21 protein-coding genes, 1 other RNA gene and 5 pseudogenes are annotated in these 22,871 nt (G+C 61.3%); 18 read left to right on the top strand and 9 right to left on the bottom strand.

The window, feature by feature from the left end; translation table 11 throughout:
- Both J7367_RS19805 and J7367_RS19800 read right to left on the bottom strand, forming a co-directional pair.
- On the bottom strand, positions 1 to 557 hold a 557-nt coding region (locus tag J7367_RS19805), incomplete at its 3' end, for a DUF4158 domain-containing protein (protein WP_209028975.1).
- Between the two features lie 44 nt (positions 558 to 601).
- Positions 602 to 1,534 (bottom strand): annotated as a pseudogene (locus tag J7367_RS19800) (tyrosine-type recombinase/integrase); the annotation flags it as partial.
- Between the two features lie 185 nt (positions 1,535 to 1,719).
- Here J7367_RS19800 and J7367_RS19795 point away from each other — a divergent pair.
- On the top strand, positions 1,720 to 2,838 hold the full coding sequence (locus J7367_RS19795; protein WP_244672348.1) for a DNA-binding protein: 1,119 nt from the start codon (positions 1,720 to 1,722) through the stop codon (positions 2,836 to 2,838).
- 324 nt (positions 2,839 to 3,162) lie between these two features.
- Here J7367_RS19795 and J7367_RS19790 read toward each other — a convergent pair.
- Positions 3,163 to 3,237: non-coding RNA, sX9 sRNA (locus tag J7367_RS19790), on the bottom strand.
- 399 nt (positions 3,238 to 3,636) lie between these two features.
- On the opposite strand from J7367_RS19790, the gene xopB reads away from it, so the two are divergent.
- Positions 3,637 to 5,178 (top strand): XopB/HopD1 family type III secretion system effector, encoded by a 1,542-nt coding sequence (xopB, locus tag J7367_RS19785; protein ID WP_057663124.1) that lies wholly within the window; start codon positions 3,637 to 3,639, stop codon positions 5,176 to 5,178.
- A gap of 18 nt (positions 5,179 to 5,196) precedes the next feature.
- Here xopB and J7367_RS19780 read toward each other — a convergent pair.
- Both J7367_RS19780 and J7367_RS19775 read right to left on the bottom strand, forming a co-directional pair.
- Positions 5,197 to 5,386, bottom strand: a pseudogene (locus J7367_RS19780) (integrase core domain-containing protein); the annotation flags it as partial.
- A gap of 148 nt (positions 5,387 to 5,534) precedes the next feature.
- Positions 5,535 to 5,776: pseudogene (locus J7367_RS19775) on the bottom strand (transposase); the annotation flags it as partial.
- 324 nt (positions 5,777 to 6,100) lie between these two features.
- Between J7367_RS19775 and J7367_RS19770 the strand changes: the two are divergent.
- From J7367_RS19770 to J7367_RS19750, 5 genes are all read left to right on the top strand, one after another.
- The gene (locus tag J7367_RS19770) at positions 6,101 to 6,316 is read left to right on the top strand and encodes a hypothetical protein (protein ID WP_039510535.1); all 216 of its coding nucleotides are present in this window, start codon (positions 6,101 to 6,103) and stop codon (positions 6,314 to 6,316) included.
- Between the two features lie 42 nt (positions 6,317 to 6,358).
- The gene (locus J7367_RS19765) at positions 6,359 to 6,499 is read left to right on the top strand and encodes a hypothetical protein (protein ID WP_176215066.1); all 141 of its coding nucleotides are present in this window, start codon (positions 6,359 to 6,361) and stop codon (positions 6,497 to 6,499) included.
- Between the two features lie 113 nt (positions 6,500 to 6,612).
- Positions 6,613 to 6,918, top strand: coding sequence for a hypothetical protein (locus J7367_RS19760; RefSeq protein WP_057663119.1), 306 nt, complete (start codon positions 6,613 to 6,615; stop codon positions 6,916 to 6,918).
- Positions 6,915 to 7,121 (top strand): hypothetical protein, encoded by a 207-nt coding sequence (locus J7367_RS19755; protein WP_057663115.1) that lies wholly within the window; start codon positions 6,915 to 6,917, stop codon positions 7,119 to 7,121. Before J7367_RS19760 ends, J7367_RS19755 begins: the two co-directional genes overlap by 4 nt.
- 419 nt (positions 7,122 to 7,540) lie before the next feature.
- Positions 7,541 to 8,227 (top strand): hypothetical protein, encoded by a 687-nt coding sequence (locus J7367_RS19750; protein ID WP_057663136.1) that lies wholly within the window; start codon positions 7,541 to 7,543, stop codon positions 8,225 to 8,227.
- Positions 8,228 to 9,130: 903 nt separating this feature from the next.
- Here the strand turns inward: J7367_RS19750 and J7367_RS19745 are convergent.
- The 3 genes and pseudogenes from J7367_RS19745 to J7367_RS19735 form a co-directional block, all read right to left on the bottom strand.
- A pseudogene (locus J7367_RS19745) lies at positions 9,131 to 9,692 on the bottom strand (plasmid pRiA4b ORF-3 family protein).
- Positions 9,693 to 9,705: 13 nt separating this feature from the next.
- Positions 9,706 to 10,122 carry a type II toxin-antitoxin system VapC family toxin gene (locus tag J7367_RS19740; protein ID WP_022557732.1) on the bottom strand — a complete coding sequence of 139 codons (417 nt, stop codon included), beginning with the start codon at positions 10,120 to 10,122 and terminating at the stop codon, positions 9,706 to 9,708.
- Positions 10,119 to 10,373: a hypothetical protein gene (locus J7367_RS19735; protein WP_057663112.1), complete on the bottom strand. Its 255-nt coding sequence runs from the start codon at positions 10,371 to 10,373 to the stop codon at positions 10,119 to 10,121. The genes J7367_RS19740 and J7367_RS19735 overlap by 4 nt, the downstream gene beginning before the upstream one ends.
- Before the next feature lie 211 nt (positions 10,374 to 10,584).
- On the opposite strand from J7367_RS19735, the gene J7367_RS19730 reads away from it, so the two are divergent.
- The 11 genes and pseudogenes from J7367_RS19730 to J7367_RS19680 all read left to right on the top strand — a co-directional run bounded on the left by J7367_RS19730 (position 10,585) and on the right by J7367_RS19680 (position 21,647).
- Positions 10,585 to 11,178 carry a recombinase family protein gene (locus J7367_RS19730; protein ID WP_057663111.1) on the top strand — a complete coding sequence of 198 codons (594 nt, stop codon included), beginning with the start codon at positions 10,585 to 10,587 and terminating at the stop codon, positions 11,176 to 11,178.
- Positions 11,175 to 14,204: a Tn3 family transposase gene (locus J7367_RS19725; RefSeq protein WP_057663107.1), complete on the top strand. Its 3,030-nt coding sequence runs from the start codon at positions 11,175 to 11,177 to the stop codon at positions 14,202 to 14,204. Before J7367_RS19730 ends, J7367_RS19725 begins: the two co-directional genes overlap by 4 nt.
- Before the next feature lie 526 nt (positions 14,205 to 14,730).
- Positions 14,731 to 15,060 carry a hypothetical protein gene (locus J7367_RS19720; protein ID WP_057663101.1) on the top strand — a complete coding sequence of 110 codons (330 nt, stop codon included), beginning with the start codon at positions 14,731 to 14,733 and terminating at the stop codon, positions 15,058 to 15,060.
- Positions 15,061 to 15,559: 499 nt separating this feature from the next.
- Positions 15,560 to 16,378: a hypothetical protein gene (locus J7367_RS19715; RefSeq protein ID WP_057663098.1), complete on the top strand. Its 819-nt coding sequence runs from the start codon at positions 15,560 to 15,562 to the stop codon at positions 16,376 to 16,378.
- Positions 16,379 to 16,830: 452 nt separating this feature from the next.
- On the top strand, positions 16,831 to 16,998 hold the full coding sequence (locus J7367_RS19710) for a hypothetical protein (RefSeq protein WP_176215065.1): 168 nt from the start codon (positions 16,831 to 16,833) through the stop codon (positions 16,996 to 16,998).
- A gap of 234 nt (positions 16,999 to 17,232) precedes the next feature.
- Entirely contained in the window at positions 17,233 to 18,000 is a 768-nt protein-coding gene (locus J7367_RS19705) for a ParA family protein (protein WP_057663133.1), read from the top strand.
- 13 nt (positions 18,001 to 18,013) lie between these two features.
- Complete coding sequence (locus J7367_RS19700) at positions 18,014 to 19,051, top strand: ParB/RepB/Spo0J family partition protein (RefSeq protein WP_057663095.1); 1,038 nt, start codon at positions 18,014 to 18,016, stop codon at positions 19,049 to 19,051.
- A gap of 51 nt (positions 19,052 to 19,102) precedes the next feature.
- Positions 19,103 to 19,432, top strand: coding sequence for a TrfB-related DNA-binding protein (locus tag J7367_RS19695; RefSeq protein WP_057663092.1), 330 nt, complete (start codon positions 19,103 to 19,105; stop codon positions 19,430 to 19,432).
- Positions 19,433 to 19,559: 127 nt separating this feature from the next.
- Positions 19,560 to 20,147, top strand: a complete 588-nt coding sequence (locus J7367_RS19690; RefSeq protein WP_057663129.1) for a hypothetical protein — start codon at positions 19,560 to 19,562, stop codon at positions 20,145 to 20,147.
- Positions 20,148 to 20,173: 26 nt separating this feature from the next.
- Positions 20,174 to 20,458, top strand: coding sequence for a hypothetical protein (locus J7367_RS19685; protein ID WP_057663090.1), 285 nt, complete (start codon positions 20,174 to 20,176; stop codon positions 20,456 to 20,458).
- 6 nt (positions 20,459 to 20,464) lie between these two features.
- A pseudogene (locus J7367_RS19680) lies at positions 20,465 to 21,647 on the top strand (zeta toxin family protein).
- Positions 21,648 to 22,082: 435 nt separating this feature from the next.
- Here the strand turns inward: J7367_RS19680 and J7367_RS19675 are convergent.
- A complete protein-coding gene (locus J7367_RS19675; protein WP_244672347.1) occupies positions 22,083 to 22,550 on the bottom strand; it encodes a UPF0149 family protein in 468 nt (155 codons plus the stop codon).
- Between the last annotated feature and the right edge of the window lie 321 nt (positions 22,551 to 22,871).

The raw sequence follows: 22,871 nt of genomic DNA, 5'->3' as shown, positions 1-22,871 counted from the left end.
TGTTTTTCGTCGATGGTCAGTCGGGCCTCGATCTGGGCGAAATAGCGCCCGTTGACCAGCGTGCGGATGCGCCGGGTCAGGCGATCCAGTGTGGAGAACGCCGGCAGCTCGACGCGATCACGCACGAGCTGTTCGATGGCTACATTGATCAGGTCCGCCGGGTTATCCATCACCGCAGCGGCTTCGTATACCGCGCGTGCCGCAATCTTCAGCCCGCCGTCGCTGTAGGCCCGGACCTGCAGGAATTGTCGGATCAGGCGGTAGTAGCGATAGCGCGAGGCGTTGGCAAGATTCGCTGGCTTGACCTGCACGCGCAGTTTCAGCGCGCTGCGGATATGGCGCACCACCGCCGGCGGGACTTCGTCCAGCATGGGGAAGTACCCCAGCCGTTGGAAGGTCTTGAGCAGGATCGTCAGCGTCAGGCGGTGCGCAGGCTGCCGGGTGTACTCGGCAACGAAGGCCACCTCAGCGTCGGTTGGCGTGTAGGCCGCAACCAGTTCGTGGACGACCGGGTTGCGCTTGAATTGCGGGTATGCGGTCCGTTCGATCGACGCCATCCAGCCCCTCAGGTCGTTGCAGGCCTGGGCAGCGCGGGCGCTTCCGGCAGACTGGCTTCGATGCGCTGGCGGGCGAACGGATCGGCCCCGTCGATGTAGCGCATCGCCGAGTGCACGTCGCGCCAGCCGACGTACTCCATCAGCGCCTTGACGTCCCAGCCGTTGGCGTTGGCCCAGCCGGCGAAGCCACGGCGCAGCGAGTGGCCGCTGTAGGCGTTGGGAGAGCTCAGCCCGGCCTCGCGGAAGATCCGCCGTAGCAGGCGCACCAGGCTGTTGGGGTGGAGCGGGGCGGCGGCAATCCCGCCCCACTGGTCGACTGCGCGAAACAGTGGCCCCTCGTGGAGGGCGGCTGCCGCGACCCAGGCCATGGTGGCAGCCGCCGGGCACCAGCGCGACAGCGCCGGGACCTTGTAGGTGGTGCCGGCGTGCTGGCGATCGCTCTTGCTGTGCGGCAGGAAGCAGGTCATGCCTTCGCCCGGCACCAGGCGCAGGTGGTTCACCTGGAGGCGGGTGAGTTCATCGCCGCGGAAGCCGCGCCAGAAGCCGAGTAGCAGCAAGGCGCGATCGCGCAGATGCCGCAGCTCGGCGGCGCGATCGCCGCGAGAGTGGGCCGCAGCTGCAGCGTCTTCCAGCCATGTCGTGACCTGGCCCAGCTGGGTGAGTTGCAGGGGCGTGGCGCGTTTTTCGACGTTCGGGTGAAGAGCTTGGATGCCCTTGAGCACTTGGCGCACCACTGGCGCCCGGGTCGGGTCGACAAAGCCGTGCACCTGGTGCCACTGCGCCAGTGCTGCGAGCCGGTGCCTGAGTGTGTTAATCGCCAACTGGCCGGCGTAGGCGGCCAAGTAGCGCGCCACCTGCTCCGCAGTCGCCGGCAGATGACCACCCCACTCGACCTCGAAGTGACGGGTCGCTCCTGCATACGCGCGCTCGGTGTTGGCGCGGGTTGCCGCTTCCAGATATTGCTTGACCGAGCTCACCGCCTCGCTCCGAAACGCCGTTTCGTACGGCCGCAGGGCGACTGTAGCTGAAAATTCGGGATAAGGCGGGATAATTCAATATTATCCCGCCTTAAAAATTATGACTATTTTGCAGTCAGTAACATGTTGAACGTTACGTAATTACGTGGTATGTAATCTATCACGAAATAACACGGAGTGGGCAAATGGCTCGGTCTGGCTTGTACAAAAGCGATGTGCAACGCGCACGGGACGCCCTCCGTGCGCAGGGCACGCATCCGTCCGTGGACGCGGTCCGGGTGGCGCTGGGCAATACGGGATCCAAGACCACCATCCACCGCTATCTGAAGGAGCTGGGAGAGGAGGAAGGACAGCGTCCCGGCGCCAAGGTCGCCATCGGCGATGCGCTGCAGGATCTGGTCAGCCGCCTGGCCGAGCGGTTGCACGCCGAGGCCGACACGGTCGTAACGCAGGCCCAGGCGCGCTTCCAGGCGCAGCTGCAGGAGCGTACCCAAGCGCTGGAACAGGCCCGGCACGAGGCTGACTCGCTCAGGACGCACCTGCAACGCTGCGAGACCACCCTGCAGGCCGAACGCGAGGCGGGCGACGCCGCCAGGAGCGAGGTGGCCCGCCTCACCACCGAACTGGCCCAACTGCAGGAGCGGATCGCGGGCCTTACGGCGCGATTGGCGGAGCACGAACGTCATGCCCAGTCGCTGGAGCACAAGCACGAGCATGCCAGGGAAGCCCTGGAGCACTATCGGACCTCCGTCAGAGACCAGCGCGAGCAGGAGCAGCGTCGGCACGCGCACCAAGTGCAAGAGCTGCAGGTCGCCCTGCGGCAGGCCAACGAGGCCTTGACCGCCAAGAACCACGACCTGATGCAGCTCAACCGCGACAATGGCCAGTGGCTGGAACGCCATACCCGCCTGGAGCGGGAACTGACGCAGGCACGCCAGCGGGCCGACGCCCAGCAACGCGAGCGCGACGCGCTGCGCCTGACGGCCGCCGAGCACCAAGCCCTGCAGGTGCGCTGGACCCAAGATGTCCAAGCGCTGGAAGGCGTGCGCGCCGCACTGGCTGCGGCGCGGACCGAGCTGGTCGAAGAGCGCCAGCGCCGGGAACACGCCGAGGCGGACACCTTGCGTGCCACGGTACGTCTGAGCACGTTGGAACAGTTACTGGAGCAACTGCGGCCACCGCGCACCCCCTTGGCGAACCCGAAAACGCCATCGCAGCCGGTGCAATGCCGGCAGGCAGATGATCAGCCGTTTGGTGAAAGGTCGGGAATCCCCCGCGTCAATGCTTCGCCGTCCCAACCATGACTTCGGGCAAACAACAACATGCAGAGAGCTCCCCGCCAAACTTGCTTCCACAGTCACTGCAGGAGATCGACATGGGTCTAGGCAATTCAAAGCCGAGCGTTGCAGGGTCACCTGAGCATTATGCAACCCACGCCACAGAGCAGGCCGCGCCATCTGAGTCGCCGTCGCCATCGCGCAGGGACTCGCCTTCTCCTTCGAACAGTGCACTGCGTGAGGCTTTCCTTCCCCCGCCCCCCCCGCGTCGCACGGCTTCTCACGAACTGCTGCAGCTGAAGGTCAGGGCTAATCAGGAATTGATTTTACGGTTTCACCAACACTAAAAGCGGCTAACAAAACGTAGCTAGCGGTCGTTAGATGGGTGCGGGCGGCGCGCAGAACCGGAGTTTACGAGTGGTACATGCCGATTCCGGGTACCGACCGCGCTCGCCTGGCGGTCGCGCAGTAGTTTTGTTAGCCGCTCTAAATATTCTGGCTTTTCAACTAATTTATAAAGAAGGATAGGAAGACATGAAGGCAGAGCACGCACGATCCCATTCCCTGTCGTCACTTGATCACATGCGCGACCCCGAATTTGGTATGGGCAACGAGAGTGATCTAGAAGCTGGTGCACAGCCCAGCCATAGCGCCTTCTGTCAGTCCGAAGATAGCAGATTGCCCACCACCAGGCCCCCCCGGCGCGGCACAAGCAGCGGGTCGACTAGCCCCAGGTCCACTGGGCAAAGCTCCGGTCACACTGATAACAGTGGATTAGAAACTTTGCTACCGGCCTCGTTAACAGGTGTCCAAAAGCCCAGGCATATGGGATTGGTGCGCAGGGAAGCGGGCCGACTTGTTTCTGCCGACCCGGTGGTGCACGCGTTGCTATCTTTCGCGCAGGTTGACCAGCCAGTTCCATCGCAGGTCGCGAGCACTGACGGGGTCCGACTAGAGTTGGTGTCGCGTCGAGACCCGGAGAAAGCGCTTGAAGAGTTCAAGGAAGCATTCACGGTTAAGACGGCGCAATTGATGCCTGCCGCCAACTCGTTAGAGCGGAAAGCTGAGCAAATCAATGCTGACATTCACATCCCCTTATTGCTTAAGGCGATTGAACGGGGCTCCGCAGCATTTGGCCCAAGCGCTTTGATCAAGATGGCAGACGGTAGCCAGATCAGCGCGAAAGCCTTCCTCGCCTCGTGTGCCCCAGATGTCACGTCCAATGACGATGTCCTGTCGAGGTTCATCAGCCAGAAAATCAAAGGGGACGAGGACCTCCAGGTCCGTCTGGGTGCACAGGAATTGCTATGTGTGGCGACCAAGAAAGAGTTCCAGCTCGGTGGCTTGGCTGGTAGTATTGGCGTCAGCAGCATACTCGGCTCCGCATGGGAGCTCGGCGCTTCGGAACTGTTGAAAAAAGCCATCTTCGGCAAAAATTTCTCGCCCAGTCATTATGCTCTGCAATTGGCCGGAATCGATTCATTGCCGCCTTTGCTAATCGAGACCATGGACACCATGTGTGTGCTTGCAATCATCAAGGGTATAAAGGGTGAGGAATGGTCCATGCGCAACCTGTTACCCAAGGCAATGAAAGCCGGCGCCATCTCCTCAATTGCGTCATTCCCCAATAACGTATTGGAGTACACAGGCTTTAAATCAAGATTAGGTAATCTTGCGGCCAATATGACGACAACCGAAGCGGCCATCTTTGGCGCCGCCTCTGGCATTCCACCCGAAGTCAAGGAAGGCGAAGATTTGATGCGTGCTGGATTGTTCCAGAGTATTAAGAACGGTGTCATGGCCCGCCCCAGCGAGAACATGGGCCCGGAAGAGGCGATTGAGCAGATGGCGCGTCATGCGCTCGATGTTGCCCCCGGCGAGAGCACCGCCGCCAAGTCTATGGGGCTGGCATCCATTGTCGGGATGATCCCGCTGATCGCCGGCAACAAAGCCACAGGATTACTCTCGGAAAGAGTGCTGCGTATCTTCCGGAGCACGGTCTTTAATCCGATCGAAGCCATCGCTCTGAATGCACTGGCGCTTGGAGGACGCATTCATGTTCCTGGGCTATTTGACTCAGACAACGTTAAGCACGCGCGGGTTGTGCAAACCATTCTGGCGCGAGCAAGCGAGCAAATGGAAAGCGGGGCACGGGAAATTACTGCAGAAGAATTGCATCAGATTTTGGCTCCCAAAAGCGAGTTCCTTCGTCATGTAGGTACCGCAATTGTCAAAGGCATGAATGCAAGCTTCGAGGCCCTTCCCGCGCTGGCCCGTAAACTTGGATATGGCGAAACTCCTTTAACCAAACGTATTCCGTATCAGGATCTGGCTGTGTCTGATATGTCGCACCAACCCGCACCCTGAGCCGTGTTTGTGGTTTTACCAGTGCACCCATCCAGCGTGGCCACTTCCACGTCCTGGCGGTTGCGCCACGCTCGCCGGCGATCACCTCGGTCTTGTACAACCCGTTGATCGTCTCGGCCAGCGCGTTGTCATAACTATCGCCCACGCTGCCCACCGACGGCTCGATCCCGGCCTCGGCCAGCCGCTCGGTGTAGCGGATCGAGACGTACAGGAGGATCGGCAGGAATTCGTGTAAAATTTTTTACTGACAGCGAGTTAGCTCACTTTTGGCTGTTTTTACACGAATTCCTGCCGATCCTCCTGTAGTGCGTTCGCGCAGGTTGCCAGGCCCTCAAGGCCTACAGCGTCATTGCCGTCTGGAGCATCGCCTTGTCCAGGCTCAGGTCGGCAACCAGCTGCTTGAGCTTGCGGTTTTCCTCTTCCAGCACGCGCAGGCGCTTCAGTTCGGAGGGGCAAGCCCACCGTATTTCTTGCGCCACACATAGAACGTCGTCTCCGCGATGCCCATCTTGCGGCACACCTCGCCAACCGCCATCCCCAGCTCGACCTGCTTGAGCGCGTACGCGATCTGCTCTTCGGTAAAACGCGACTTCTTCATCGCCTGATTCCTCGTGATCCACGGGGCCCATGCGGGGCGAAGTCTCTACTTTACGTTGGCACGGTTTTTCGGGGTGGGTCAGGGGCGGCGCGGGGCCGGGATTGCCGTCGTTGCCGGTGGGTGCGACGTACCAGTCGGCGGCCACGGCCGTGCACGGCGGCACGCAGGCGGCAATGGCGATCGCCACGATGGTGCAAAGAGAGAGGTAGAGGGTCGGCAGGGATTCGTATAAAAAACCTTCTCTGAACAGCGAGTTAGCTCACTTTTGGCTGTTTTTTACACGAATACCTGCCGACCCTCAACAAGACCCCGCTGATCGCCAACGTGGTTGACCGTTACACCGGCCGCGATGGATCCGAGCAATCCCACTGGACAGACGTGGGCATCGCCTTCCCTCACAAATCGGGCGAAGGGTTCAACCTGGTCATCCGTCCGGGCCTGGCCGTGTCCGGGACCATCGTCCTGACCACGAAGAAGGCCCGTGAAGAAGCCGAAGGAGGCGCGGCCCCGGAAGCCGCCAACTTTCCCGAAGAATCGTGACCCGGAGCGCGACGAGCGCGCCCCGGCACCGGCCGGATCCCAATGCCGGTCCTTCACACCCTGGCCGAGGCCATGACCTTCATGGAACAGTTGTGCGCCGTCGCCCAGGACGCCGACGTGGTGGCACGGGCAGAGCAGCTGCGCGGCATGATTGACGACGCTTTGTTCTTCCACGGCAGTTAGTGGCTGAATCTTGAAGCGACCCCATATCTTGGGGTCCAAGCGGGTCGCCGTGGGCGGCCCGTTTACGTTTGCCCACTGATTATGATAAGAATGCGCCACACAGGAGGCCCACCATGCCCGCCCCACTCTCCCGCGAAGCCAACGGCACCGAGCGCATCACCGTCGTGATGACCCCGGCTCAAAAGCGCACGCTCCAACAGCGCGCCCGTCACGCAGGGCTGACCATCAGCGACTACATCCGTCGCCAGGCGCTGGAGAGCGAGGATCTCGGACCACTGCTAGAGCAGCTGCGCGCGTCCACCGCGCAGGCCAATCGTGCGCTCGATAGCGTGTTTTCGCGGCTGCATACGCACGCCCATGACCTGAGCGTCGCGGAGGCTGCAGCACGTGCCCGCGCCAAGCGGGCGAACGCATCATGACCACCTTGACCGACGTGATGAAGGCGCTGCGCGAAGTCATCGTGATGAACGAGCGCGTCACCACGCTGGCCGGTTTGGTAGACAAACTCGCGTCGGAAAGCATTGAAACACGTGAACGCCTGGTCCGCGTTGAAACCGTGCTGGAACTGGCGTTCAAGGCACCCCCTAACCGAGGGCCACTGCTGCCGCCCAGCGGCGAGTGAATTGGACAGCGCCGCGGCCTAGTGAAATTTACGATATGCGAGGTTTCAGAGAAGACTGATACTTGAGGTGATTTGACAGCGTGTGCCGCCTGAACAGGCGAAAGCCAAGGCTTTCAGGAGGCCGAACACGAAAAAACCGCCTTTGGCGAGGCGGTTTTTTCACAACAGGTGCTGGCGGAATCACCAGCAGATTCGGATCTGGCTGACTCGAATCCTACCTCCGCCGGCTACGCCGTGCAAGAGGGAAGGATGAAAAGGCGAACACGCCCGACACCCTGCCCCGCCGCCAGTAGGCGCGGGGCATGGCAGACCTAAAGGCCGACTCGATCGGCCACGACGAATCCGAGCCAGCCGGCCACGGCAGGACGCACAAGCGTGTCCGGTGGCGTCGGCCGAGCGGCGACAAGCGGCGGCCGGGTGTGCTGGATGCGACCCGTGCCGAGCTAGTGCGTGGCCTGGAACAGCGCCAGGGATCAATCTGGACGCGGATCCGCCATGCCGTGATCGTGGCCGGCTATCCGATCGACCGTGCCCTGCAGCGCGTCCGAGCACTGCGCGCAGACGGCGCCGAATCACTGCTTGCCCTGGCGGTCGCCCTGCTCTACCTGGCCGACGTTCGGACCGGCTTCGTTGGCAAGCCGCGCCCAGGCGGCGGCCCCTGGAAGCGGTACACGCTGGCCGACCTGGCCCAGCTTGCCTACGGCGCTCAGGGCGAGGCCGATCTACGCCGGGCCAGGCGTGCGCTCGACATGATGGTGAGCTTGGGCTGGGCCTACCCGACCAAGCAGGTACGCCGGCACTCCACGGACGTGGAAGGTCGGAATCTATGGCGCAGCGAAGCGGCCGTTCGCCGCCTGAATTTGCAACGGTTGTGCGACATGACCGGGACGAGCTGGCTACTCAAGCGCGATCGCATGCACGCGGACCAGGCACGTGGCCAGGGGACCGCCTCGTTCGTAGACGCTCAGCAACGGCGCGAGGAAGCGAGCCGCGGCCGAAGCGTTGGCAAAGCCGCGCGCGCAGCGCCGCCGGCCACTGGCGACCCACCGGTGGCCAGCAAGAACGGCACGCAGCACATCGCCGACATCCTCGCCCTACTGAAATAGCCAGATGGCAGGGCACCCCGTGCCCGTAGCCTTGAAAAGCACTGGCAAACGGCGCTTTTCGCCCTGTTTCTCGCATCCCAGCGTATCGCCCTCCCCTCCCCCTCCCCCTGTTTCTGACCCCCCGCGCCTCAGTTATCCACAGGTCTGTGGATATGGCGGTGGAGTTGTTGTGGAGAAGTAACGCTATTTGTCCCATTTAATTGAGCTGCCATCCAATCAACCTCTGGTTGAAATCACAATCACCAGAAGATTTAAGAGCCAGAAGGTGTCGCCGGCGCTACGCGCCACCGACAGCGTTTGAAACCTTGTCCAGTTGCGGGGGCCTGCGGCCCCCCTGTCCTCCCTCCGCGCCTACGGCGCTCCGGTCGCAACTTCGACCCCCCGGAGGGGCTGCGCCCCTCCCACCGCGCCGATGAAACCCGGCGCGGCGGCTCCCTCGCCACTAAAAGCGGGTTTTCAGGAGCTGGGGGTCGGCGTTGGCCAGGTCATGGCGTTATCGAACTCGGATGGCTACCGAGCGCGGTTCCACCGCTGGGAATCAAGAGCGGCGCATCCATGCGCCATAGCCTTCAAAGGCGGTTGCTCCACGTGGAGCCTGCCTAATCGGCAGGTCTGGCAGTGCACATCGCCTGCGGCGTAGCCCTGGGTCAGCGGGCAGCGCTGGCCAGCTCGATGCCGGCCGCGCCGGCGATCGCTGCGGATCCACCGAGGCAGCCGCTGCCGGCGGCGCCGACCAGGTGCTGGCCACGACCGCCGCCGCGGCCAGGCCGTGCACGCCGCCTGCAGGCGTGGCGCTGGCTCAGCGCGCTGCGTTGGCGCAAGACAGGGGTTCTAAGCCGGAACCGCCGAAAATTCCGTTACTCCAAGCTCCAGTCCCGGCTATGAGTGACCAACTCGGTAAGTTCAAGCAGTGGGTTGATGATTTTTCGGCATCGACACCTCGACGTACCCAGCTAGGCGCTTCTGGGCTTCATCCATGTCAAACACCTTGGGATCGAACGGCCCGCCCAGCCACTCGATGAGTTCGCGCCGACGGGCGTTGCGGTGACCAGCAAGAACACGGAGCAAGTCTGCATACCCCCACGACCCGCCACAATCTTCCGGTGGACAGGCGTACTTGCCGGCGACCATGCATGGATAGGTGCCTGTCGGTCGTGCCATCGCCTTCTCGACCGTCACTCTGTGCTGCCAGTTGTCGCCAAAATCGTAGGTGTACGTCAGGGCATCACCGATGCGGCAGACATCGCACAATCGCAGTTCGCTGTTCGCTGTTGATCGCGCCGCCGTACCCGCGCCCATCCTGGTACGAGAACAGGTGCATCAACTCCCAGCCCATAGCGCCTTGGATGAAGTAGTGCAATTGCGCGAGTTTCGCATCCGAATGGGTATCGAAACGACGCCACACGGCCGGCGCTACGCCAAGCAGTTCGACCTTGAGACGCCACACGGGTGTAGGGTTGCGCATCGTCATGGATTCCTCACCCTTCCCACGGATTGATGACGGTTACGCCGGCCGCTTCGTAAGGGGCCGTGTCGCGTGACGCCACAATGAAACCCCGCGAGGCAGCAATCGCTGCGATGTAGCCGTCGGGTGTCGGAAATCCTCGCCCTCCGATCTTTGCCGTCACGGCCAATTCGGCATAACGCCGCGCTGCATCGATGTCGAATGGCAACACCCGATCCCTAAACAGGCCCATGAGGCCATCAAGGGCCTGTTCCAGCATGTCCTTGCGCTTACCGGCAGGAAGCGCAGCGATGCCAAATAGCAGTTCGGCCAGCGTCACGCTGGACAGGTACAGTGTTTCAGCGGCTTGATCGTTCAACCAGGTCCGCACGGATGGGTGCGGCTCGGGCTTCATCGCCTCGGAAACGACGTTGGTATCGAGAACGATCATTCAAGCCTCGGCGGGACGGCCGGCGTCTTGTCTCTTACCCGATCGAAGACCTCGAAGTCCTCATTCGTCAGGCCAATCTTGCGACCCAAAGCCGCCAAGGCTTCGCCTAGGCGAACGCGCGTCTCTGGCTTGACTGCGGTCGCCAGAATCTCGCGGACCTCGGCCTCGGTGCTGTGCCCATGTTGAGCGGCCCGCATGCGCAATGCGCGGTGCACATCATCCGGCAGATTACGTACTGTCAGCATTGCCATAGCATTCGCCTTTTCGAAAATGCATTCGATGCATGCATTTTATTTATTTGAGTTCATTATTGCAAGGGCCGGACCCTGTCGCCAAACACATGTTTTGCGGCATCTTTGCAACAGCCTCTCGAATCGCTCGTTCGGTGGCCCTAAATTTGTGCGGAAAACAGTGTCGCCATGCGCTATTGTACGGAAACCTAATCTTGATGGTTATCCGCTCATGTTAGTGGGCTACATGCGCGTGTCGTCCGATTCCGACCGCCAGAGCACAGACTTGCAGCGTGACGCCCTGCTCGCTGCCGGCGTCGATGCCCGGCACCTCTTCGAGGATCGTGCTTCCGGCGCGAAGGATGACCGGGCTGGCTTGGTGCGGGCGCTCGAATTCGTGTGCCCTGGCGACGTGCTGGTGGTGTGGAAGCTGGATAGGCTCGGCCGCTCACTATCGCACCTGCTCACCATCGTGACCTCGCTCAAGGAAAAGCAGGTGGCGTTCCGCTCGTTGACCGAAGGTATGGATACCACCACGGCATCGGGCGAGCTGCTGTTCCACGTATTCGGTGCGCTCGCGCAGTACGAACGCGCCTTGATCCGAGAGCGTGTCGTTGCCGGCTTGGACTCCGCCCGCAAACGTGGCCGGATCGGTGGCCGACCACAGGCAATCACTGGCGAGAAGCTGGATGCCATTATCGCCGCACTCGATGGTGGCATGTCCAAGGCGGCGGTGTGCCGCAACTTCGGCGTCAAGCGCACTACCTTGATCGAGACGTTGGCGCGGATCGGCTGGGCGGGCTCCGATGGAGCGTCGTCACGATGATCGCCAAGAGCGAACGATTGACGGTGCTGTCGGACGCCGAACAGGAAGCCCTGTACGGCTTGCCTGACTTTGATGATGCTCAACGGCTGGAATACTTGGCATTGACCGAATCCGAACTGGCACTCGCCAGTTGCCGCCCCGGCCTCCATGCCCAGGTCTATTGCGTCTTGCAGATCGGCTACTTCAAGGCCAAGCACGCCTTCTTCCGCTTCGACTGGACTGAGGTCGAGGACGATTGCGCCTTCGTGCTGAGCCGCTACTTCCACGGCGAGGCGTTCGAGCATAAAGCGATCACCAAGCACGAGCACTACGCCCAGCGCGAGCGCTTGGCCGAGTTGTTCGGCTATCGGCCGTGGGCGGCCGACTTCCTGCCGCAACTCGCGCAGCAGGCCGTGCAAATCGTCCGCCGCGACGTGACACCGGGATTCGTCGTCGCCGAGTTGATCGGCTGGCTCAACGAGCACAAGATCATCCGGCCCGGCTACACCACCCTGCAAGAATTGGTCAGTGAAGCCCTGTCCGCCGAACGTCGACGCTTGAACAGCCTGCTGGCAGAAGTGTTGGACGAATCGGCCAAGGCCGCGCTGGCCCAGTTACTGGTGCGTGAGGACACCCTGTCGCAACTGGCGGCACTCCAGCAGGACGCCAAGGATTTTGGCTGGCGTCAGATGGCCCGAGAGCGCGAGAAGCGCGCCACGCTGGAACCGCTGCACAGGATCACCAAGGCGTTGCTGCCAAAGCTCGGCGTCTCGCAGCAGAACCTACTGTATTACGCGAGCCTGGCCAACTTCTATACCGTCCACGACCTGCGCAACCTCAAGGGGGATCAGGCCCGGCTCTACCTACTGTGTTATGCCTGGGTGCGCTACCGGCAGCTTACCGACAACCTGGTCGATGCCATGGCCTACCACATGAAGCAATTGGAGGATGAAAGCCGCGCGGCGGCAAAGCAGTCCTTCATCGCCGAGCAGGTACGCCGCCAGCAGGACACGCCGCAGGTCGGCCGCCTGCTGTCACTTTACGTGGACCATAGCGTCGCCGATCCAACGCCGTTCGGCGAGGTACGTCAACGCGCCTACAAGATCATGCCCCGCGACACGCTGCAAACCACCGCGCAGCGCATGAGCGTAAAGCCGATGAGCAAGTTGGCGATGCACTGGCAGGCGGCGGACGGCCTGGCTGAGCGCATACGCCGCCATCTGCGACCGTTGTACGTCACGCTCGATTTCGCGGGCACCCACCCGGACAGCCCGTGGCTGGCAGCGTTAGCTTGGTCCAAGAGTGTGTTTGCCAAGCAGCAGCGGCTGTCGCAACGGCCGCTGGCAGAATGCCCGGACGCTACGCTGCCGAAACGGCTTCGTCCGTATCTGCTGACCTTCGATGCAGACGGTAAGCCGACCGGCTTGCACGCCGACCGCTACGAATTCTGGCTCTATCGACAGATCAGGAAGCGCTTTCAGTCAGGTGAATTGTTTCTCGATGACAGCCTGCAACACCGCCACTTCTCCGACGAGTTGGTCTCGCTGGACGAGAAGGCCGACGTGCTCGTGCAAATGGACATCCCCTTCCTGCGGAAACCGGTCGATGTTCAGTTCAATGCGCTGGCAACTGAACTGCGCACGCAGTGGCTGGCGTTCAATCGCGAGCTGAAACAGGGCAAGCTGACCCACCTGGAATACGACAAGGACACGCAGGCGCTGATCTGGCGCAAGCCCAAGGGCGAGAACCACAAGGCACGCGAAAAAGCGTTCTACGAGCAACTGCCATTCTGCGATGTCGCCGACGTGTTCCGCTTCGTCAACGACCAGTGCCAGTTCCTGTCGGCGCTGACGCCTTTGCAGCCGCGCTATGCGAAGAAGGTGGCCGACGCCGACAGCCTGATGGCGGTCATCGTCGCCCAGGCCATGAATCACGGCAACCAGGTCATGGCGCGCACCAGCGACATCCCGTATCACGTGCTGGAGAGCACCTATCAGCAGTACCTGCGCCAGGCCACGTTGCACGCCGCCAACGACTGCATCAGCAACGCCATCGCTGCGCTGCCGATCTTTCCGTACTACTCGTTCGACCTCGACGTACTGTACGGTGCCGTCGATGGTCAGAAATTCGGTGTCGAACGGCCGACCGTGAAGGCGCGCTACTCGCGCAAATACTTCGGCCGCGGCAAGGGTGTCGTCGCCTATACGCTGCTGTGTAACCACGTGCCGCTCAACGGCTACCTGATCGGTGCACACGAATACGAAGGCCACCACGTGTTCGACATCTGGTATCGCAACACATCGGGCATCGTGCCGACCGCGATCACTGGCGACATGCACAGCATCAACAAGGCCAACTTCGCCATCCTTCACTGGTTCGGCCTGCGCTTCGAGCCGCGCTTCACCGACCTTGACGACCAGTTGCAGGCATTGTATTCCGCCGACGATCCGGCGCTGTACGAAAAATGCCTGATCCGACCGGTCGGGCAAATCGACCAGCAACTCATCGTCCGCGAAAAGGCGAACATCGACCGGATCGTCGCCACGCTCGGGCTGAAGGAGATGACGCAGGGCACGCTGATCCGCAAGCTGTGCACCTACACTGCGCCAAACCCGACCCGGCGTGCGGTCTTCGAGTTCGACAAACTCATCCGCAGCATCTACACGCTGTGTTACCTGCGCGATCCGCAACTGGAACGGAACGTTCACCGCTCACAGAACCGCATAGAGTCCTACCACCAGCTACGTTCGACGATTGCTCAGGTCGGTGGCAAGAAGGAATTGACCGGACGCACCGACATCGAGATCGAAATCAGCAACCAGTGTGCGCGGCTGATCGCCAACGCGGTTATCTACTACAACTCGGCCATCCTGTCGCGGCTACTGACGAAGTACGAGGACAGTGGTAACGCCAAGGCGCTGGGACTCATCACCCAGATGTCGCCGGCAGCCTGGCGGCACATCCTGCTCAACGGGCATTACACCTTCCAGAGCGACGGCAAGATGATCGACCTGGATGCGCTTGTGGCAGAGCTTGAGCTGAGTTGACGGAAATTTCGGCGGTTCCGGCTTAGAACCCCTAATGCCACGGTCACGTTCAGCTTTCCACGCTTGGGAGCGGGATAGAGCCGAGGAAAGCGGGGGGGAATCTCTGTGTACGAGAACAAAGGTGCGCATCGCGTTCCTTTCGTTGGTCGGGGGTCAGGAACCCGGCGACGGTGTTGGCTCTGCCAGAAAACTGCTCCAGCAGTTGCATCACGTTTCGCCGAGGTTTCTTTTGACGCTATCAGCCTCGATCCAGATCAGAACCCGCTCATCGAGACTCGTGTCGGCAGCAGCCATGCGCCTCGCCAAGGACCTACCTATGCCGCGAGTTCCGTTGCAAATCGCGGCGACAGTCGAGTACGGGATACCCAAAGCAACGGCTGTTTTTGCCGCCCCCCCGTGGCGCTCTACGTACTCGTTCCAGTAAGTGCGAGGATTCACGCCGAAACTACCCTCTAAGTATATCTCAAAACTATACAAAACCATCAGCAGCTATGCAATCAATTTCTCTAGTCTCTAGTTTCAACCTATGAGCACTCTATCCGACAACCTCACCGCCCGCAGGGAACTGCTTGGGCTGAACATCCCCCAAGTACATGCTGCGCTTACGCTGCGCGGTGTGTGCGTGGCCGAATCTACCGTCTACAGCTGGTTCAATGGCAGTAGAGGGGTAGGGAAGATAAGCCACTTGAAAGCACTGTGCGAAGTGCTCCAAACGGACTTTAATAGCCTTACTGACGGCATACTCGGCAAGGCAGCAGGCTCTGTCGCCGCTGATATCGTGCGCGAGCTTGCTGGACTGAGCGAAGTTCAGCAACAAGCAATATTGAGCACCATCAAGGCGATGAAGGCGGCGTAAAGCGCTAGCTAGTAGCACTCAGCAACGCACCACACGAGTCAAGAGTTGACGGGCAACAATGAACGCAGAGTAAATTACTACACAATCCGAAGATTTTTATACAAAATGTGTCGCGCAACATTTGCCCATAAAGTATAGTCACTTCACAAAGAAAGATTGAACCGGCGCGCGACCCGCTCCGCCGTTTAGGGCGGGGAGGATAGTCAGGTCAGGTCAGGTCAGGTCAGGCCTGCGCCTTGCCCTACAGCCTACCGGGGGCCATACTGCTGCGAATTTTAACAAACGCGGTGGCCGCTCGCATAGCGAGCCGGACGCCGAAAACGAAAAAACCGCCCCTGGCAGGGCGGCTTTTTCATCACTGGGCTGGCGTGAACACCAGTCAATGGGGACTAACGATACCCCCATCCTAATCCCGCCGGCGAAGCCGTGCAAGAGGGAAAAGGATGCAAAGGCCGAAACGCCGACCACCTTGCCCCGCTGCCGTTCATCGGCGCGGGACATGCCAGCAGTAGACACAGGCCCCCACGCTCAAGGCCCCGAACCGATCGCTCCCAGCGGCCGGCCGCACAAGCGTGTGCACTGGCGTCAGCCCAAGCCGCTGGCCGGCAAGAAGTGCCGGCCGGGCGTGTTGGATGCCACTCGCAACGGGCTTGTGCTCGCCCTGGAAGAACGGAAAGGGGCGTGGAAGCGGATTCGCCACAACGTCATCGTGGCCGGCTATGCCCTGGACAAGGTGCTGACGCGGGTGCGCGGACTGCGCAAGGACGGGGCCGACTCGTTGCTGGCCATGGCCGTGGCGCTGCTCTACCTGGCCGATGTGCGCACCGGCTTTGTGGGCAAGCCCCGCCAGGGCGGCGGCCCCTGGCAGCGCTACACGCTGCCCGACCTCGCCCAGCTCGCCTATGGCGGACAGAGCGACGCCGAGCAGCGGCGCGCACGGCGTTCGCTCGACATGATGGTGAGCCTTGGCTGGGCATTCCCCACCAAACAGGTGCGCCGGCACACCAAAGACGCCGAGGGCGGCGACCTGTGGTGCAGCGAGGCGGGCGTGCGCCGGCTCAACTTCCAGCGGCTGTGCGACATGGTGGGCACCAGCAGGTTGCTCAAGCGCGATCGCAAGCACGCCGACCAGGCGCGCGGCACAGGCGCTGCGTCCTTCACGCAGGCGCAAGCACGCCGTCAGCCGGCCCAGGAGTCGCGCGCCACGCCGCGCAGGCGCGATACCCGCCCTGCGGCGCACCGCGCCACGGGCGACCCGCCAGGCGACTCACAGAGCGCCGTGAGGCACATTTCCGACATCCTCGCCCTGTTCAACTAGCCGTCGCCGGCAGGCTCGCCCCTACCCGATGCCGCAAAAACAAGCGTCCACGCCGGCAAATCTGCCGCGAAAAGGCGAGCCGCACCGCCTGCGGCGATCTCAATCACCGAGCCGAACCCCTCAACGCCATGCCGCGCGCCAAGTTATCCACCGTGGTGGGGATAAGCCTGTGGAGAAATAGCGTTATTTGTCCTGTTCAATTGGCAGGCCATCCAGTCAACCTTTGGTTGAAAGCACAGTCAGTAGAAAATCAACAGCAGATCGGCGTCGCCGCCGCTACGCGACGCCTACAACGTTAAAAGCTCGATAGAGGGGCTGCGCCCCTCCCACCGCCACTGCGCATCAGCCACATCGGGAAACCAAACACAACGAGAGCGCAGTGGCGGCGGTTACCTCCCGCAAAGAGCAACAGCAGGTCAGCAGGAGTGATTACTCGGACTTCGAGGCAGGCCATGACCCTGGAACGGCGGCCGGCTTCGGGTGGTCTGCGCTTAAGAGCGGTCGCCGTGCGCTACGCGCACAAAAGAGCCGATAGCAAGATCAAGGCGGACAAGAAGCTGCTGGCAGGCAGTGTGCCGGCACGGAGCCAGCTCTCCGCATCGCGCAATTTTCATAGCTGAGAGATCAGGGCTAATCAGGTCCCCTTTTCCCGACAAGAACACAGACGCTTCCTGCTTCGAATGCGCCCGCGCCGGGCGTTCTCGCATGCGAGAAATAAATGTTGACGGTGTGTTTACTGTACACTATACTAACAACACAATATCAAACCACTACTTCCAATGTACAACCCGATTTGGTGAGGCTGATTACCCATGCAAGCAAATCACGCACTTAACAAGCTGGTGGAAGCTCTCATGCTGACCCTGACGGTTGGCAATCAGAAAGGAGGTGTCGGCAAAAGCACGTTCAGCGTGCACCTTGCGTTTCGCGCGGCCGAACGCGGCTACCGTGTTCTGCTGGCAGACATTGACGAGGGCGACATTTCCGAGGTGTTCGCAGAAATCGAGGAAGGCGACGACACCGACTACCTGAAAGCGAGCCACCTGTTCACAGGAGAGGTCAACGGTCGCCGGCCGCGACAAGTGCATGAGCACATCGCACTAATCGAGGCTGACGTCGATGTGCTCGACGTGGACGATATGCCGCTCGAAGTCATCGAGCAGCCGCGCGTCTCCCTTGCCGAGCTGGCAGGCGATTACGACCTTTGCATCATCGACACCCCGCCGAATTTGCAGCGCCGCATGCTTGGCGCGCTCGCCGCATCGGATGCCGTCGTGTCGCCGTTCAATATCTCGCCGTTCTCGTTTGCGCGCATGCCGAAGTTGCAGGCCACGATTGCCGGCGTGAAATCGCAATACAACCCGGAACTGCGCCATCTAGGCTTTCTGCCGAACATGGTCAACAGCAAGTCGGTGAACGAGGTCGAAGCGCTGCCGGAGCTGCGCGAAGCCTACGGCGAGCTGATCTTTGATGAGGCGATCATTGCCCGCGCTTGCGTGGCGACTGCGCTGGCCCAAGGGCGCGCGGTGTGGCACCACGCGCGCAGCGGCAACCAGCGAGCAGCAGCGAAGGAAATGCGGCAGGCGTGCGATGCAGTCTTGGCCCGCCTCGGCCTGAACTAAGGGAGTCCCGACCATGAGTGCATTCGGAAACAAGATCAGCAAGCTGTCGCAAATCCAGAAGCAGGGCGCGGCAGCCGCTTTGCCGGGCGAGCGCATCGAGGAGATCGACCCGGAGCTGGTCGATTGCGAGAAGCAGATTCGGAGCAAGGACAACCCCGGCTTCACGGTTGAGTCGTTGACCGAACTCGGCAACGACATGAAGCGCGACGGCCAGCACGAGCCGGCCGTGCTGCGCAAGAACCCGAAGAAGGCCGGCCGTTATCTGATGGTTGCAGGCGAGCGCCGTTGGCGTGGTTGCAAGATCGCAGGCATCAAGCTTAAAGCCGTGGTGCGCGACATGGACGACGAGCAGGCGCGTCGAGTGCAGCGCGCCGAGAACATCCAGCGCGAGAACCTGACGCAGCTCGAAATCGCGGTTGCGCTGCGCGATGACAAGCAACGCCTTGGCACCTTGGAAAAGGTCGCGGCCGAGTGGAACAAGGGCATCAATTGGGTATCCGAGCGCATCAAGTTTCTTGAGGTGGTGGAGGCGGACGGCCACGCGAGCCAAGCCGTCGCGGCAGGCGTGACGGCCGACATTACGGCCGTCAATGACCTGTACCGACTTGAGAGGGCCGACCCGGACGCAGCCAAGGCCGTGATCGAGCAGGCCAAGGCAGACCCGAACACCAACGTGCGCAAAGCAGTGCGCGACAAGCTGCAAGACGCGAAGCCAGCCGCCAAGGAGAAGGGCGGCAAGGCGGGTTCTCGCATGCGAGAACCCGAGCCTGCCGCGCCGGAAGTAGACCCGCGCCAACAAGGCATTTTCGACCACGAGAAGCCCGTCACGCCCGCGCCGGCGCAGCTTGACCCGGAAGCGGCGCAGCTCGTGGCGTTCGCGGCCACGCAGGCGGAAACGCTCTGCGCGGAGGTCAGCGCCCTTTCCAAGATGCTGCAACAGCGCCCGGATGTGGTTAGCGCGCTAGGCGATGCACTGCAAAGCATCGTGCATGCACAGACAGAGCTGCACCGCACGCGCCATGCGCTCGCCGTACTGGCAAAGCCCGAGTGAACAACTCCACGGCGGCCTACGAAGGTCGCCGTGTACTGATCGAGGTTATTTATGCAGTTCCAGACACTTGCCAACTTTCGTCTCACCGAGGACGAGTTCGAGCAAATCGCCAGCAAGAAAAAAATGATGGAACGCAGTCTGCAAGTCGCGCGTGAAATCGTAGTCGAAGGGCGTGGCGTGACGGAAGCTGCTGAACAGGCCGGCATGAGCAAGCAACAAGCGCTTGAGATCAAAAAGAGGATCTACGCCGTGTATTTGGAGAACCTTATTGTGCCGCCCGATTGGGTGAAGGCGCCGGTGTGTGCGCCTCAGGACATGCTGGATCGGTTCTTGGCCGAGGTCGAACAGGAACGCATCAAATACTTTGCACAAAAGGGCTAGGTCGAAGCAGCACGCAAGCGCATCGAACACGATGGTGACTATAGCGACGGCTGGAATGACCAACAATGCTACGGCGACATGGGCCTCTACGAAGGCCGGCCGAGAGCCTACTACGAAGGCGCAACCTATGAACCGACCTGCACTCACATTGATTGAGATTCACGACACGGACGACGATCACGAGGTTGGCGGCCAAGACCTGCCGTATCTCGTAACAGCTCGCTACGAGGGCGACTATCAGGCCGCAAGCGACCTGATCCACGCAGATAAGGCACTCGGTGCGTTCAACGTCCAGCCCGCCGAGGAACGCTGTGCGCTCCCCGGCCACGTCGAGTTTTGCACCTTCGAGCACCGCGCGATCTACCGATTCTTCGGTATACCGCGCCCTCTCACGCCGGAGCAGGAGCTTGCGCGGCGCTACTGGCAAAGCACCTACGCACGCACGGTCGGCGAGCTACGCGGAGCGCTCGCCGAACTGCCCGACGACTTCCCGCTGATCCACACCGGCTACGACAAGCGCCGCGAGTCACGCAACCGGCTCGGCGTTCACGTCACGACGAACACATGGGACTGGACGACGCCCTCGCACGCGAGCTACGGCCGTCATGGTGGATGGGCCATGCGGATCGGCACGTTCGACCCTGACGCTTGGCAGCAGATCGAGCGCGGCACGTGGACGGACAAGCGGTATGACGACATTCACCAAGGAGATTGAACGCAGGGACACGAATTCGGATTTGAATGTTTTCGAGGAGCATAACAGTGACGACGACTCTTTCCCCCATCGCAGAAACGGCTCGCCTGGAAGCGGCCACAGAAACGCTAGCCGAGTACATCGGCTACCTGAACAGCGAGATCGACGCCGAGCAGGACAAGGCCGAACCGAACGCGGGTCGCATCGAGGCGCTAGAGCACGAGCTGGATATCGTGGTTGACGAGCGCCGCGCCATGACGCCCGATAATCTCGGCCTGATTAACCGGGCCTTGTATGTCTACGCACCCCTGCTCAAACCGATGCACGGGTGACGTGTCATGGATGACAACCGCTTCCAACTGAGTCCGCGTAAGCACGCGACCATCTACGAGAAGATCGAGCGGCATCAATTCAAGGACACCGCGCCGACCGACCAACCGCAGGCCATCATCTTGGGCGGCCAGCCCGGCGCTGGCAAAAGCGGCTTGCTCGAAGCCAGCAAGCAGGGCTTTGCAGATCGCAACGTCGTCACGATCAACGGCGACGAACTGCGCTACTACCATCCGCAATACCTTGCCATCCAGAAGGCCGACGAGCGCCACTTTGCCGAGCTGACCGACCCGCACGCCCGACCGTGGACCAAGCAGCTATTCGACCGCACCATCGAGACACGCCGCAACGTCGTGTTCGAGGGAACGATGCGCTGTCCGGCCCGATTACCGACACGATGCGACGCCTCAAGGCAGCCGGGTATTACGTCGTCGCCCGCGTGATCGCGGCCAACGAGCGCGACAGCATGGCAGGCATCCACCGCCGCTATGAGGAACAGAAGGCGGCCAAGGGCTTCGGGCGCTGGTCGAACGTGCAGGCCCACGACGACGCCTACAAGGGGATGCCGGCGACGCTCGAATACATCGAGCGCCACAAACTGGCTGATCGCGTGCAGGTCTACGACCGCAAGGGCAACGTGCTGTACGACAACGAGTTGCACGGCAACGAATGGAAGCGGCAGCCGGTAGCGAGAGCTGCCATCGAGGCCGAGCGCGAGCGCCCGCCCACGCCCGAAGAACGCCGGCAACACGAGGCTGAATGGACAACGATCCTTGCGATGATGGCCGCACGCCGAGCCGATGAACGCGAGATCGAGCGCGTGCGTGACGTAGCGCGCCAATACGGCGGACAGCAATACCCGGAGCATAAGCCGGCCGAGTACGAGCGTCAGGACTATGGCCGGCAACACCCCGAGCTGCGCGCACCCGAGACCGGCAAAACCTACGAAGGCCCGATTGTCTCGGCCGACGACAAGTACGTCATCCAGTCAGTCCGAGAGGCCGGCCGCGAGCTGCACATCCAGCACGAACGACTTGTACTGAACAGCGACCGCCGCGAGCTGCTGAACACCGGCGTGAACGTCGAGATTCGCTACCCGTACAACCGGGTCGGCATCGTGAAGGAATGGGGAGAAAAGGCGATTCAAGGGCCGGCAAGGGCATCGAACCCAGAGATTTTGGCAAGAGATAGATGCAAGCGGCGAGGTTGAAGGAGCCGCCCTACACCTTGCCTAACCCGGTGCGAACTTGTACAAGAAACAGACCATGTGACACATCAGTAGGGGGGCACAAACCGCCGGAATTTCCGTCGGCTACTGGCGCCGCCGCTCTGGGCGTTGGGAGTCGGTACGGATGCATTGCAGGTCTTACCCTAACCGGTAAGTGATACACAGAGGCGCCGGGCAACCGGCGCCTTTTTTGCCTGTTGCGCACCGTTGCAGCCTCCGCCGACCCCACCCCACCGGATGTCCGCCGCACCGCGTCGACCGCCAGTCGGAAACGGGCTGCAATCAGTTTTCGGTAATAAGAATAGTGATATTATTCATATTATCAACTAAAACCGTCGGAACTGCACATGGGATTCGGGGAGCAATGGAACAGGGAAGTCAGTTAAGCAGGTTCGATATCAATGAAACATCGGAGCACTGGCTGCACAGCAATGCTTGTATTTGCGCCCGCTGCCACACGGGCACGGGTCATTTCGCCCGACTTTGGGCACCTGCCTACGTAGTGGCACCTGTGTGGCCGACTGGCGGCGTAGTGCGAAATAGCGATAGATGCGGGTCAGCTCAGCAATCATTGTCTGAAGCAGTTCATCGCGTTTGTCCGGCGCAATCTCTGGCGGGCGCATGGCGGGATCAGGGTCATGTTCATAGGTCAAAATCATAATTGGCAGCATTGACCCGCCAAACTCGTCGCTGTCGATTAGCCCTTGCCAACTATTGGGCCGTAATTGAATGCCGCGCATGAAACCACGTGCCCAGTCGTTGCCGTGTACGACCCCATCCGCATCTTCGAGTAGCACGGGAAGGTAGACATCGTCTTTCTCCAGAGTGCGTAACAGTTCTGATGCAATCGTGTTCCAGTGCCGCATGACCAAGCCAAAAATCTCCGCGGCTTGGTCATTGCTGTCGAAGCGAGGAAGTCTCCCAATCGGTCAAGCTCGGCGTCGCTCAACGAGCGTTGCGTCAGTTGGTTCTGCATAAACTTCTCCGAGTCTTTCAGGCGTGCGCATGCGCACCGGCCGAAGAAGAAGTACTTCGCGAAGCCGTTGTAGGCCTCCACCTTGTTGAGGGTCGGCAGGGATTCGTGTAAAAAAAAAAACAGCCAAAAGTGAGCTAACTTGCTGTCAGAAAAGAAATTTTCACAAATCCCTGCCGGCCTTCATACGGGTCCTGGATTGCCTCCACGTCTG

This window comes from Xanthomonas sp. D-36-1, assembly GCF_017746155.1.
Classification (GTDB): domain Bacteria; phylum Pseudomonadota; class Gammaproteobacteria; order Xanthomonadales; family Xanthomonadaceae; genus Xanthomonas; species Xanthomonas cissicola.
Note: the sequence above shows the minus strand (reverse complement) of the source record. Positions and strands in the feature narration are given on the sequence as shown.

Bases quoted from the DNA above. Each gene is read 5' to 3' on its own strand.
- J7367_RS19740 (WP_022557732.1), bottom strand. From the start codon at position 10,122: ATGATCGTTCTCGATACCAACGTCGTTTCCGAGGCGATGAAGCCCGAG.
- J7367_RS19725 (WP_057663107.1), top strand. From the start codon at position 11,175: ATGATCGCCAAGAGCGAACGATTGACGGTGCTGTCGGACGCCGAACAG.
- J7367_RS19695 (WP_057663092.1), top strand. From the start codon at position 19,103: ATGCAGTTCCAGACACTTGCCAACTTTCGTCTCACCGAGGACGAGTTC.
- J7367_RS19795 (WP_244672348.1), top strand. From the start codon at position 1,720: ATGGCTCGGTCTGGCTTGTACAAAAGCGATGTGCAACGCGCACGGGAC.
- J7367_RS19735 (WP_057663112.1), bottom strand. From the start codon at position 10,373: ATGGCAATGCTGACAGTACGTAATCTGCCGGATGATGTGCACCGCGCA.
- J7367_RS19715 (WP_057663098.1), top strand. From the start codon at position 15,560: ATGCCAGCAGTAGACACAGGCCCCCACGCTCAAGGCCCCGAACCGATC.
- xopB (WP_057663124.1), top strand. From the start codon at position 3,637: ATGGGATTGGTGCGCAGGGAAGCGGGCCGACTTGTTTCTGCCGACCCG.
- J7367_RS19765 (WP_176215066.1), top strand. From the start codon at position 6,359: ATGCCGGTCCTTCACACCCTGGCCGAGGCCATGACCTTCATGGAACAG.
- J7367_RS19705 (WP_057663133.1), top strand. From the start codon at position 17,233: ATGCTGACCCTGACGGTTGGCAATCAGAAAGGAGGTGTCGGCAAAAGC.
- J7367_RS19690 (WP_057663129.1), top strand. From the start codon at position 19,560: ATGAACCGACCTGCACTCACATTGATTGAGATTCACGACACGGACGAC.
- J7367_RS19710 (WP_176215065.1), top strand. From the start codon at position 16,831: ATGACCCTGGAACGGCGGCCGGCTTCGGGTGGTCTGCGCTTAAGAGCG.
- J7367_RS19720 (WP_057663101.1), top strand. From the start codon at position 14,731: ATGAGCACTCTATCCGACAACCTCACCGCCCGCAGGGAACTGCTTGGG.
- J7367_RS19755 (WP_057663115.1), top strand. From the start codon at position 6,915: ATGACCACCTTGACCGACGTGATGAAGGCGCTGCGCGAAGTCATCGTG.
- J7367_RS19760 (WP_057663119.1), top strand. From the start codon at position 6,613: ATGCCCGCCCCACTCTCCCGCGAAGCCAACGGCACCGAGCGCATCACC.
- J7367_RS19685 (WP_057663090.1), top strand. From the start codon at position 20,174: ATGTTTTCGAGGAGCATAACAGTGACGACGACTCTTTCCCCCATCGCA.
- J7367_RS19675 (WP_244672347.1), bottom strand. From the start codon at position 22,550: ATGCGGCACTGGAACACGATTGCATCAGAACTGTTACGCACTCTGGAG.
- J7367_RS19700 (WP_057663095.1), top strand. From the start codon at position 18,014: ATGAGTGCATTCGGAAACAAGATCAGCAAGCTGTCGCAAATCCAGAAG.
- J7367_RS19730 (WP_057663111.1), top strand. From the start codon at position 10,585: ATGTTAGTGGGCTACATGCGCGTGTCGTCCGATTCCGACCGCCAGAGC.